Raw genomic sequence first — 12,353 nt, forward strand, 5'->3', positions numbered from 1 at the left:
CCTTATTGATTTACTAGCAAGAAAAAAAGGAGAATGAAGATGCTTGATTTAGTTATCGTTACAGGAATGAGCGGAGCTGGCAAAACAGTTGCTATCCAGTCCTTTGAGGACATGGGTTACTTTACAATCGATAATATGCCGCCTAATCTCATTGAGAAGTTTATCGGCCTACTTTCTACTGATGAAGAGGCAAGTATTAACAAACTTGCCATGGTAGTTGATATGAGATCACGCAGCTTTTTTGATGAGCTTCAAGAGGTTGTTAATGATTTAAGCGATTTGCCTTTAGTTAATTTTCGAATCTTATTTTTAGATGCCAGTGATACAGAACTTGTGGCCCGCTACAAGGAAACTAGAAGGAGTCATCCCCTAGCTAGTGATGGACGAGTTTTGGACGGTATTTTAAAGGAGCGTGAACTGTTAGCCCCTCTAAAATCATTTGCTCAAAATGTGGTTGATACAACCAACATGTCACCAAGGAATTTACGCAGCCAGATTCTTGCAGACTTTTCTGATGATACGGTTCAATCATTTAGGATAGAAGTTATGAGTTTTGGCTTTAAATATGGCCTTCCCCTTGATGCAGATTTGGTCTTTGATGTTCGTTTTCTACCTAATCCCCATTATGTTCCTGACTTGCGTAATAAAACAGGAATGGATGAGGAGGTCTATGATTATGTCATGGCCTCTCAGGAATCAGATGATTTCTTTAAAAATCTCGAAAACTTACTTTTACCAATCATTCCAGGCTACGAAAGGGAAGGAAAATCAGTCCTTACTATTGCTGTTGGCTGTACTGGAGGCCAACATAGATCAGTTTCATTTGCTAGAAGGCTTGCGGCCAGTTTAAAAAATGCTGGCTGGAAGGTAAATGAGGTTCACAGAGACATGGATAAGAGAAAAGAGACAGTAAATAGATCATGAGGAAAAGAAAGGTTGTAATAATTGGTGGAGGGACTGGAATTCCTGTCCTTCTCCGTAGTTTAAGAAATGAGAATGTTGACCTTACTGCCATTGTGACCGTTGCTGACGATGGGGGGAGTAGTGGTCAGATAATTAATGCCATTGGAATGGCACCACCTGGAGATTTAAGGAATGTTTTGGTTGCCATGAGTGACATGCCCAAGTTCTATGAGCGTGTATTTCAATACCGTTTTAAGGAGACAGATGGCTCTCTTGCCGGGCATCCTTTGGGTAATTTAATTATTGCAGGAATTAGTGAAATGCAGGGTTCAACCTATAATGCCATTCAGATTCTTGCTAAATTTCTTCATATTGATGGAAATGTTTTCCCGTCCAGTGAGCAGGGTCTTACCCTTCATGCGGTTTTTGAAGATGGTCATGAGGTGGTCGGAGAAAGTAACATTGCAGGTTATAAGGGGCAAATTGATCATGTCTACGTGACCAATACCTGTAACGGTGAAAAACCAAAGGCCAGTCGTAAGGTAGTCAAGGCCATAATGGAAGCTGATACTATTGTTGTTGGACCTGGAAGTCTATTTACCAGTATCTTGCCTAATATGGTAATTGATGAAATTGGCCAGGCCCTTCTTGAAACCAAGGCACAAATTGTTTATGTCTGCAACATAATGACCCAAAGGGGCGAAACAGAGCATTTTACAGATGCAGAGCACGTCCGGGTCCTTCATAAGCATCTTGGTCAAAGATTTATCGATACCGTTTTGGTTAATATTGAAGAGGTTCCAAAGGAATACATGAATACCCATAAGTTTGATGAGTACCTTGTTCAGGTTGATCATGACTTTAAGGGTTTGAACCAGGAGGTTGGAAGAATTATCTCTGCTAACTTCTTAAAGCTTGAAAATGGAGGGGCCTTCCATGACGGGGACCGTATTGCCAAGGAGATTTTGAGGATTAGTGAAAGGGTACTGCCATGAGTTTTTCAACTGAAGTAAAAAAGGAATTAACCTCTTTGGATGAGAGCCCAGTTGTCTTAATGGCCCTAATTAGAATGAACGGCTCCCTTGGACTAGCAAGGGAGCTTACGCTTTCTATTAGTACGGAAAATGCGACAACGGCTCGTTATACCTATAATCTTCTGATGAAACTCTACCAGATTAAATCAGAGATTAAAACCCAGCAGAAGACAACCCTCTCTAAAAATCGGATTTATACTGTTTATATAGATAAAAATGTAAACCGTCTTCTGGATGATTTAGACCTAGCTGATGGCCTTCTTCTTGATAACGGGATTCCAGGATCAATTAAATATGATGACAAAAAAAGTGTTCTTTATCTGAGGGGTGTTTTTTTATCAAGCGGGAATATTAGTGACCCTGAAAGTGGTAAATACCATTTGGAACTTGCCTCAGTCTATCAGGATCATGCCCAGGATTTAAAGGAAGTCCTTGAAAATCTAGGTTTTAATGCCCGGGTCCTTGAGAGGAAAAATCGCTATATTGTATATCTAACAAATTCAGAACAGATTATGGATTTTTTAACTATGATTGGGGCCATGAATGCAAGGCTTAAATATGAAAATGCTAAAATTATCAAGGAAATGAGAAATCAGGCTAATAGGCGGGCTAATTTTGAAACAGCAAATCTTGGAAAGACCGTCAATGCTTCCTATGATATGATTGAAAAAATTAAACTTCTTGATGAGAAGTTGGGCCTTGACCAGCTACCTGAAAATCTATCGGAGATTGCAAGAATTAGGCTCAAAAATCCTGATTTGACCATTAAGGAACTAGGAGAGACTATGTCACCTCCTTTGGGGAAAAGTGGGGTCAACCATAGGTTACGTAAACTTAGTCAGCTGGCTCAAAGCTATATTGAGGATGGTAAAAATAGTTAATTTTAAAGTAGTAAAAAGTGCGAGTTATGATTTTTTTTGATTGACTTTGAACGATTATGGTGTATAATTAAGATGGAAACGGTTTCCACAAGGAGAATATATGCTTGCGAATGATCGAAAAAAAATAATCCTATCAGAGCTAAGTTACAGGGGAAGCGTCACCATTGAATATCTATGTGGACTTACTAATGCTTCTGTTTCAACTCTAAGACGGGATTTGACTGACCTTGAAAAACAGGGAAAACTTTCACGAGTTCATGGGGGCGCTGAACCTGCTAAAAATTTATCAGGAGAGGCAAGTATCAGTGAAAAAACGTTCAAAAACGTTCAAGAAAAGAAACTGATTGCTCAGAATGCCCTAAGTCATGTTAGTGATGGTGATGTTATTTTTTTGGATGCCGGTACAACGACTGGAATGATGATTGAAGGACTTCAAAAATTTAGTGGCAGTCTAACAATTGTGACCAGTAGTGTTAGTCATGCTTCAAGGTTAATCAAAGACAATATAACTGTCTATATCTTAGGTGGTTTTATAAAAAATTTAACCGAGGCAGTTATTGGTTCTGATGCTGTTCAACAGATTGAACAATTTAATTTTACCAAGGCCTTTTTAGGGGCAAATGCCATAGGGGAGGAATATGTGAGTACTCCTGACATGGAAGAGGCAAATATTAAACAAGCAGCATCCAAACAAGCACAAGAAACCTACATACTAGCTGATAGGAGCAAGTTTAACAAGTTGAATTTGATAAACTTTGCAAAAATATCAGAGGTAATAATATTAACTAATAGCTAGGAGATTAAAATGATTTATACAGTAACTTTAAATCCTTCTATCGATTACATTGTCCGCCTACCAGAAGTTGTAGTCGGCGAGGTTAATCGTATGGACAGCGACGACAAATATGCTGGAGGAAAAGGAATTAATGTTAGTCGAGTTTTAGCAAGACTTTCAAAAAATTCAACAGCTCTAGGTTTTCTAGGAGGATTTACGGGAGAATTTATTGAAAAAACTCTTCTAGAAGAAAAAATCAGCACAGCCTTTGTTGCTGTCGACCAAGATACTCGTATCAATGTAAAAATTAAGGCAGACCAAGAAACTGAGATCAACGGACAAGGTCCTGAGATTACAAGTGAACAGCTTGATGAGCTGATTGGTGGTCTTGCAAAATTAACTGATCAAGATACAGTTGTTTTTGCAGGTAGTGCCCCAGCATCCCTAGGCAATGAAGTTTACAAAAAGTTAATTTCAACTGCCAAACAAGCAGGAGCAGAAGTTGTTTGTGACTTTGAAGGACAAACTCTTTTAGATGCATTAGAACACAGCCCTCTTCTTGTTAAGCCAAACAACCATGAACTTGGTGCAATCTTTGGCGTTAAATTTGAATCAACTGAAGAAATTATTCCTTATGCTCAAAAGGTTCTTGAAATGGGTGCTCAAAATGTAATCATTTCAATGGCTGGAGATGGTGCCCTTCTTGTAAATAATGAAGGAAGTTATTTTGCTAAACCAATCAAGGGAGTGGTTAAAAACTCAGTTGGTGCTGGAGATTCAATGGTTGCTGGATTTACTGGTAAGTACGAAGAAAGCAAAAATGCAGTTGAAGCCTTCGCCCTCGGAGTGGCGTGTGGAACTGCAACAGCCTTTTCAGACGACTTAGCAACAGCTGATTTTATTGAAGAAACACTGAAAAAAGTAGAAATTACAAAATTATAGGAGATAAATGATGGAAATTACAGACTTACTTGTAAAAAATGCCATGATCATGGACCTTCAAGCTACTGATAAGCTTGGAGTAATTGATGAAATGGTCAACAAACTTTACGAAACTGGCCGTATCACTGATAAGGAAGTTTTCAAGCAAGGTATCTTAAACCGTGAAGCTCAAACTTCAACAGGTCTTGGAGACGGTGTGGCAATGCCTCACGCGAAAAATGAAGCAGTAAAAGAAGCTACTATTCTTTTTGCTAAATCAAACAAGGGTGTTGACTATGAAGCACTCGACGGACAACCTACTTACGTCTTCTTCATGATCGCAGCCCCAGCTGGTGCAAATGATACTCACTTAGCAGCTCTTGCAAGCCTTTCTAAATATCTAATGCAGCCAGGATTTATCGACAAGCTTCGTCAAACTACTACTCCTGATCAAGTAATTGACCTATTCAAAAAAGAAGGTGAAGAAGTTAAGTCTGAAGCAGCTGAAGAGTCTAAAGAAGACAAGGCTCCATCAACAGGAAAATTTGTTGTAGCTGTTACAGCTTGTACAACTGGTATCGCCCACACTTACATGGCAGAAGAAGCCCTTAAGAAAAAAGCAGCTGAAATGGGTGTTGGAATCAAGGTTGAAACAAACGGAGCATCTGGTGTTGGTAACAAACTTACTGCTGAAGACATCAAACGTGCTGACGGTGTAATCATTGCAGCTGATAAGGCTGTTGATATGGGACGTTTTGACGGAAAACCTTTAATCAGCCGTCCAGTTAAAGACGGAATCACTAACTCTGAAGGATTAATCGAAGAAGCAGCAAGTGGTAATCTTCCAATCTACCATGCAACTGACGGTGGTAATTCAAGCGAAGATTCAGCTGAAGAAATGAGCCTTGGTAAGAAATTCTACAAACACCTTATGAGTGGGGTTTCAACAATGCTTCCATTCGTAATCGGTGGAGGGATTGCCATTGCCATTGCCTTCTTACTTGATAATGCTATTGGTGTTCCAAAAGATCAACTAGCAAACCTTGGTACTTACAATGAAATCGCAAGTCTCTTCAAACATATTGGTGGAGCAGCCTTTGACTTCATGTTACCAGTTTTAGCTGGATACATTGCTTACTCAATTGCTGAAAAACCAGGTATGGTTGCAGGTTTTGTAGCTGGATACATCGCTCAATCAGGTCTTGCTTGGGGACACGTGCCTTATGCTCTTAATTCATCAGTTGAAGCTGGAGTTCCTTCAGGATTCCTTGGAGCTTTAGTTGGTGGTTTCGTAGCCGGTGGAGTTATCCTTCTTCTTAAGAAAGCTCTAGTGATTCTTCCACGTGCCCTTGATGGTATCAAAGCAATCCTTCTTTACCCAGTACTTGGTGTAATCATCACAGGATTTGCAATGCTTCTAATCAACATTCCAATGAGTGCAATCAATACAGGACTTAATGACTTCCTAACTCACATGAGCGGAACTTCAGCAGTCCTAATGGGAGCTCTAGTTGGTGGAATGATGTCAGTAGATATGGGTGGACCAGTTAACAAGGCAGCTTACGTCTTTGCAACAGGAACACTTGCAGCAACAGTTGCTACTGGTGGTAGCGAAGTAATGGCCGCTACAATGGCTGGTGGTATGGTTCCACCTCTTGCAGTATTTGTAGCAACTATGCTCTTCAAAGATAAATTTACTAAAGATGAACGTCAAGCAGGTGTTACAAACATCGTAACTGGTCTTTCATTCATCACAGAAGGAGCTATTCCATTTGGAGCAGCTGACCCAGCTCGCGCAATCCCATCATTTGTTGTTGGATCTGCAATTACTGGTGCTTTAGTTGGATTCTCACACATCAAACTTATGGCTCCTCACGGAGGAATCTTCGTTCTTGCCCTTACAAGTAACCCACTTCTTTACCTACTATACATTGCAATTGGTGCAGTTATCGCAGGTGTACTATTTGGAGCACTTCGTAAGAAAAAATAATTTTTAAAAGGAAAGAGTAAACTTGGTTTACTCTTTTTTCTTTGAGAAAAATATTACATTTGAATTACATTTTTGGTTTTTAGGGCTTAGAACATGCTATAATGAATTATCTTATTTGAACTTGATAAAGAAATTCAATAAAGAAGATTAATATTTTTAAGGAGAAAGCATGCAAGAGCGTGGTTTATTAATTGTATTTTCAGGCCCTTCTGGAGTTGGTAAGGGGACTGTACGCAAGGAAATTTTTGACGGTGAGGGGCACGATTTTGACTATTCAGTTTCAATGACTACTCGTCCTAAACGTCCAGGTGAAGTTGATGGTGTGGATTATTTCTTTAGAACTCGTGAAGAATTTGAAGAGATGATTAAAAACGGACAAATGCTTGAGTATGCTGAGTATGTTGGTAACTACTACGGTACTCCGTTAACTTATGTTAATGAAACTCTTGATAGTGGTAAGGATGTCTTTTTGGAAATTGAAGTCCAAGGAGCCCTTCAGGTTAAGGAAAAGGTTCCAGATGGAGTTTTCATCTTCTTAACGCCACCAGATCTTGATGAACTTCGTGAACGCATTGTTGGACGTGGAACTGACAGTGTTGATGTTATTGATAAGCGTATGGAAAAGGCTCGTGAAGAAATCCTTCTGATGAGTGAATATGATTATGCAGTTGTTAATGACGAGGTAAGCAAGGCAGCAGCAAGGGTTAAACAGATTGTTGAAGCAGAACATTTTCGTGTGGACCGCGTGATTGGAAAATACCGCGCCATGATTGATTAGGACTAAAGGAGAAATAATAATATGATGTTAAAACCATCTATCGACAAGCTACTAGACAAGGTCGATTCAAAATATTCACTAGTAATTCTTGAAAGCAAACGTGCTCATGAATTAAATGAGGGAGCTCAGGCTACAATTGAATTCAAGTCAGTTAAGCCAACTCTTGAAGCTTTGGAAGAAATTGAAGCTGGAACTGTAACAATTCATCCAGATCCAGAAGGTAAAAGAGAAGCACGTAGGCTTGCAGCAGAAGCTGAGGTAGCACGCCTGCAAGAAGAAGAAAGACAGATTAAAGAGCGCATCGCACAAGAGCATGAAGTTGAAGCTAATAAAGGTAAATAAGTTCTAGATATGCGGAATGGAGATTGGGAGATTCCCAGTCTCTAATTTTATTTTAGAAAGGATTTCAATGAAGATAGCTAAAGTAATTGTCGACATCCCCCTTATGCAAACAGACCATCCCTTTTCTTACCTGGTACCTACCAACTTAGAGGGACTTCTTGAAGTGGGAATGAGGGTCCATGTTCCATTTGGAAAGGCTGATCGACTTGTACAGGCCATTGTTATGGAGATAGTTGATGATTCAAGTTCAGAGGATGAACTCAAGGAAATTAAGGAACTCTTAGACTTTGAGCCAGTTCTTAACAAAGAGCAGTTAGCCCTAGCTGATGATATGAGAAAGAGGGTCTTTTCCTATAAAATTACCTGCCTTAAGGCCATGCTGCCAAATCTTCTTAATTCCAACTATGATAAATATGTTATTCCCCTGGAAGAAATTTCAGACAGCCAGAATGAAACCTTGATTTTTAAGCTGGGACAGAGGGTAAAATTTTCAAGTCTGTCAGAAGATGAGCAGGCTCAGATTTTAAGGTTTAAAAAAGAAGGCCTGATTAAGTTTGAATATGTAGCCAAAAGTCGTGAAAATATCAGCTATGAAAGCTTTGTTTATCCTGAGAACATGGATCAATTGGAAGCTTATGAACTTCCTTCACGGGCCAAGAAAAAGCAAGAACTTAAGAATTATCTTCTTGAGCATCCATTTAAAATCCCTCTCAAGGAATTAAATAAACAGTTTTCAAGAGCAATTATTAATTTTTTTATTGAGCAAAAATTTCTCAAATTAGAAAAAATTGAACTTAGAAGGACTAGAAAATTATTTGATAAAATTAAAAGGGACCAACCCTTAATTTTAAATAGTGACCAAAAGAAGGCCTATGATCTTATCACAACAAGTAAAAACTCCAATCCTTTCTTACTGGAAGGGGTAACAGGAAGTGGTAAGACTGAACTTTACTTGCAGGTAATTTCTAAGGTTTTAGAAGAAGGGAAAACGGCCATCATGCTGGTACCTGAAATTTCTCTTACCCCGCAAATTACCAATCGTTTTATTGCACGATTTGGCGATCAAGTGGCTATTATGCACAGTCGCCTGTCTGACGGAGAAAAGTATGATGAATGGCGCAGGGTTGAAGAAGGTAAGGCCCGGGTCGTTGTAGGTGCTCGCAGTGCAATTTTTGCTCCCCTTAAGGATATTGGGGTTATAATAATAGATGAGGAACATGAATCAAGCTACAAGCAGGATTCAAGTCCTAGGTACCACGCAAGGGATATAGCCCTCTTTAGAAGCGCTTGGCACGGAGCAAAACTTATTTTGGGAAGTGCAACCCCAAGCCTTGAATCAAGGGCTAGAGCTTCCAAGGGAGTTTATGAATTTATTGAACTTCCAAGACGGGCTAATCCTAAGGCTAAAATTCCTAAGGTTGAGATAGTTGATTTCAGAGAGAATATGAATCAGGAATCAGCCAACTTTACCCCTCCTCTTCTGGCTAAAATCAGGGAGAAGCTTGAACGCAAGGAGCAGGTAGTTTTAATGCTTAATCGTAGGGGCTATTCAAGCTTTATTATGTGCCGTGATTGCGGATATGTCGAAGAATGTAAAAATTGTGACATAAGTTTAACTTTACATATGGATACAAAAACCTTAGACTGTCATTATTGTGGGTTCAAAGAAGCCATACCTCGTTTTTGTCCAAGTTGTAGGAGTAAAAACTTTAGGTATTATGGTTCTGGAACTCAAAAAATCGAAGAAGAGCTTAAAGAATTAATCCCCCATGCTAAAATCCTTAGAATGGACGTTGATACAACCAAGAAGAAGGGAGCCCATGAAAGGATTTTAGACCAATTTGAAAATCAAGAAGCCGATATCCTTCTTGGTACCCAGATGATAGCAAAGGGATTAGATTTTCCAAATGTTACCCTAGTTGGGGTCATCAATGCAGATACAGCCCTAAATTTACCTGATTTTAGAAGCAGTGAAAAAACCTTCCAACTTTTGACCCAGGTGGCAGGTCGTGCTGGGAGAGCTGACAAAGAAGGCGAGGTTATCATCCAAACCTTTAACCCAGATCACTATGTAATACAGCTTGCCAAAGAGCATGACTATGAAGGCTTTTATAAAAAGGAAATGGAGTATAGAAGGAGTCTAGGATACCCACCTTATTTCTATACAACTCAAATAATTCTTAGCCATAAGAAGGAAGATGAGGCTATTAAAAAGAGTTATGAGATTATGAGTCATTTATCTAAAAATTTATCCCAAGGAGCAATAATTTTAGGTCCGACTCCCAAGCCGATTGCCCGGACACATAACTTGTATCACTACCAAATTTTAATTAAATATCGTTTTGAGGATCACCTTACTCAAGCCCTAAATCAAGTTCTTGAAATGACTCAAGACAGAAGTAATAAGGATTTAAGGATTATTATAGATAGTGAACCACAGAATTTTATATAGGAGAGATGAAATTGACAAAAATAATATTTATGGGAACCCCTGGATTTTCAGTTCCAGTTCTTGAAGGTTTAATTGCTGATGAACGCTATGAATTGTTAGCAGTTGTAACCCAGCCTGACCGTGCCGTTGGTCGTAAAAAAGAAATCAAGATGACTCCAGTTAAAGAAGCTGCTTTAAAGCATGGACTTAAGGTTCTTCAACCTGAAAAAATATCAGGTAGTCCTGAGATGGATGAACTTTTAGCCATGGATGCAGATCTTATTGTGACAGCTGCCTTTGGTCAGTTTTTACCTGATAAACTTTTAAAGGGTATAGGAAAAGCTGTAAATGTTCACGCAAGCCTTCTACCTAAGTACCGAGGAGGTGCACCGGTCCACTATTCAATTATCAATGGAGACGCAAAAACTGGTGTAACCATTATGGAGATGGTTAAGAAAATGGATGCTGGAGATATTATTAGCCAGGTTGAGGTAGCAATCACAGATGCTGATAATGTTGGGACCATGTTTGACAAACTTAGCCTTGCTGGTCGTGATCTTTTACTTGATACCCTTCCTGGTTACCTGGACGGAAGTATCCTACCGCAGGCTCAAGATGAGGAGCTTGTGAGCTATAGTCCAAATATTAGTCCTGAGGAAGAAAAAATTGACTGGAACAAGTCAGCTCGTGCCATCTTCAATCAAGTCCGTGGTATGTATCCATGGCCTGTGGCTCACACCTTCTTAAATGGTAATCGTTTCAAGATTTATGAAGCAAAACCTATCGAAGGGTCAGGAAAGCCTGGTGAGGTTTTAAGTCGCACCAAGAACTCTCTTGTTGTTGGAACAGGTGAGGGAGCCCTTGAATTAATTACAGTTCAACCGGCTGGAAAACCTAAGATGAAGGTTAATGATTTCTTAAACGGGGTAGGACGAGAGATCAAAGAAGGAGATTACTTTGGCCAAGAATAATAATCCAAGGGAATTAGCCCTACATGTCTTAAACCAAGTTTTTAATGAGGAGGCCTATGCTAATATTGCCTTAAATGAGGCCCTTAAAAACTCTCAGCTTTCAGCTCTTGATAAGGCTCTTGCAACCAATTTAGTTTACGGGACTATTAGCCACAAGTTAACCCTTGAATGGTATCTCAAACCTTTTGTTAAAAAGGCTAAAAAATGGGTCAAAAATCTGCTCATCCTTTCACTTTATCAGATTGTTTACATGGACAAGATTCCTGATTCAGCAGCAGTTGATGAGGCCGTGAAAATTGCCAAACGTCAGGGAGACAAGCGCCTATCTGGTTTTGTAAATGGAGTTTTAAGAAACTTCCTCCGAACACCACGCGCTCAGTTTTCAGATATTAAGAAACCACTGGACCGCCTATCAATTGAGTACAGTGTGCCAGTCTTTTTAATTAAAAAGCTCCAAGATCAATTTGGCCAAGAGCGTACAAAAAACATTTTAGAAAGCCTAAATACTCCAAGTAAAAATAGCTTGCGGGTTAACCTGGCTAAGGTCGACTTTGATGAGGAGTACGAAGCTCTGTCTAAAATTTTTGAAATTGAAAAAAGTAGACTTGCAGCAACTGCCCTTCTAGCAAAGGGTGGGAATATTGCAGCTAGTAAGGACTTTAAAGACGGTAAAATTACTATTCAAGATGAGTCAAGCCAGTTGGTTGCGCCAACACTTGAAATTGAAGGTAGTGAAAAAATTCTTGATGCCTGTGCAGCCCCTGGGGGGAAAACAGTTCATATGGCTGAGTACCTGAAAGATGGTCATATTACAGCCCTTGATCTCTATGACCACAAGCTTAAATTAATCAATGATAATGCTGAACGTCTGGGCCTATCTGATAAGATTATCACCCAAAAACTTGACGCCAGCAAGTCCTTTGAAGAATTTGGTCCTGAAGTATTTGATAAGGCGCTCGTTGATGCTCCTTGTAGCGGAATAGGTCTTATCAGAAGAAAGCCTGATATCAAGTACCGTAAGGAATTAGAGGACTTTACAAGCCTTCAAGAGATCCAAGTTGCCATCCTTTCAAATGTTGGAAAAACCGTTAAAAAGAATGGTATAATGGTCTACAGTACATGTACTATTTTCGATGAAGAAAACTTCCAGGTAGTGGATAGATTCTTACAAGAAAATCAGGACTTTGAACAGGTGTTAATAGATAACGACAATACTAATATTGTTAAGGACGGGTGTATTCTACTTACACCAGAACTTTATCATACAGATGGTTTCTTTATTGCTAAATTTAGAAAAAAATAAACCATCTAAATCTGAAAGGAAAAC

The 12,353-nt window shown here is 39.3% G+C and carries 11 protein-coding genes; all 11 read left to right on the forward strand.

What is annotated here, in order from left to right; genetic code table 11:
* Positions 1-33: 33 nt before the first annotated feature.
* The gene (gene rapZ, locus OZX60_01935) at positions 34-924 is read left to right on the forward strand and encodes an RNase adapter RapZ (GenBank protein WEV45530.1); all 891 of its coding nucleotides are present in this window, start codon (positions 34-36) and stop codon (positions 922-924) included.
* Positions 921-1,898, forward strand: a complete 978-nt coding sequence (locus OZX60_01940; protein ID WEV45531.1) for a YvcK family protein — start codon at positions 921-923, stop codon at positions 1,896-1,898. Before rapZ ends, OZX60_01940 begins: the two co-directional genes overlap by 4 nt.
* Positions 1,895-2,818 carry a DNA-binding protein WhiA gene (whiA, locus tag OZX60_01945; protein WEV45532.1) on the forward strand — a complete coding sequence of 308 codons (924 nt, stop codon included), beginning with the start codon at positions 1,895-1,897 and terminating at the stop codon, positions 2,816-2,818. The genes OZX60_01940 and whiA overlap by 4 nt, the downstream gene beginning before the upstream one ends.
* Positions 2,819-2,918: 100 nt before the next feature.
* Positions 2,919-3,614: a DeoR/GlpR family DNA-binding transcription regulator gene (locus OZX60_01950; protein ID WEV45533.1), complete on the forward strand. Its 696-nt coding sequence runs from the start codon at positions 2,919-2,921 to the stop codon at positions 3,612-3,614.
* Between the two features lie 9 nt (positions 3,615-3,623).
* Entirely contained in the window at positions 3,624-4,535 is a 912-nt protein-coding gene (gene pfkB, locus OZX60_01955; protein ID WEV45534.1) for a 1-phosphofructokinase, read from the forward strand.
* Between the two features lie 10 nt (positions 4,536-4,545).
* Entirely contained in the window at positions 4,546-6,504 is a 1,959-nt protein-coding gene (locus OZX60_01960) for a fructose-specific PTS transporter subunit EIIC (protein ID WEV45863.1), read from the forward strand.
* 169 nt (positions 6,505-6,673) lie between these two features.
* Entirely contained in the window at positions 6,674-7,282 is a 609-nt protein-coding gene (gene gmk, locus OZX60_01965; GenBank protein ID WEV45535.1) for a guanylate kinase, read from the forward strand.
* Positions 7,283-7,306: 24 nt separating this feature from the next.
* A complete protein-coding gene (gene rpoZ, locus OZX60_01970) occupies positions 7,307-7,624 on the forward strand; it encodes a DNA-directed RNA polymerase subunit omega (protein ID WEV45864.1) in 318 nt (105 codons plus the stop codon).
* A 67-nt stretch (positions 7,625-7,691) separates the two neighbouring features.
* Positions 7,692-10,076 carry a primosomal protein N' gene (locus tag OZX60_01975; GenBank protein WEV45536.1) on the forward strand — a complete coding sequence of 795 codons (2,385 nt, stop codon included), beginning with the start codon at positions 7,692-7,694 and terminating at the stop codon, positions 10,074-10,076.
* Between the two features lie 11 nt (positions 10,077-10,087).
* Positions 10,088-11,026 carry a methionyl-tRNA formyltransferase gene (fmt, locus tag OZX60_01980; GenBank protein WEV45537.1) on the forward strand — a complete coding sequence of 313 codons (939 nt, stop codon included), beginning with the start codon at positions 10,088-10,090 and terminating at the stop codon, positions 11,024-11,026.
* Positions 11,013-12,329 carry a 16S rRNA (cytosine(967)-C(5))-methyltransferase RsmB gene (gene rsmB / locus OZX60_01985; GenBank protein WEV45538.1) on the forward strand — a complete coding sequence of 439 codons (1,317 nt, stop codon included), beginning with the start codon at positions 11,013-11,015 and terminating at the stop codon, positions 12,327-12,329. Before fmt ends, rsmB begins: the two co-directional genes overlap by 14 nt.
* Positions 12,330-12,353 lie beyond the last annotated feature (24 nt).

The organism is Streptococcaceae bacterium ESL0687 (assembly GCA_029392475.1).
GTDB lineage: Bacteria > Bacillota > Bacilli > Lactobacillales > Streptococcaceae > Floricoccus.

Bases quoted from the DNA above. Each gene is read 5' to 3' on its own strand.
- pfkB (WEV45534.1), top strand. From the start codon at position 3,624: ATGATTTATACAGTAACTTTAAATCCTTCTATCGATTACATTGTCCGC.
- OZX60_01975 (WEV45536.1), top strand. From the start codon at position 7,692: ATGAAGATAGCTAAAGTAATTGTCGACATCCCCCTTATGCAAACAGAC.
- rpoZ (WEV45864.1), top strand. From the start codon at position 7,307: ATGTTAAAACCATCTATCGACAAGCTACTAGACAAGGTCGATTCAAAA.
- OZX60_01960 (WEV45863.1), top strand. From the start codon at position 4,546: ATGGAAATTACAGACTTACTTGTAAAAAATGCCATGATCATGGACCTT.
- OZX60_01950 (WEV45533.1), top strand. From the start codon at position 2,919: ATGCTTGCGAATGATCGAAAAAAAATAATCCTATCAGAGCTAAGTTAC.
- gmk (WEV45535.1), top strand. From the start codon at position 6,674: ATGCAAGAGCGTGGTTTATTAATTGTATTTTCAGGCCCTTCTGGAGTT.
- rapZ (WEV45530.1), top strand. From the start codon at position 34: ATGAAGATGCTTGATTTAGTTATCGTTACAGGAATGAGCGGAGCTGGC.
- whiA (WEV45532.1), top strand. From the start codon at position 1,895: ATGAGTTTTTCAACTGAAGTAAAAAAGGAATTAACCTCTTTGGATGAG.
- OZX60_01940 (WEV45531.1), top strand. From the start codon at position 921: ATGAGGAAAAGAAAGGTTGTAATAATTGGTGGAGGGACTGGAATTCCT.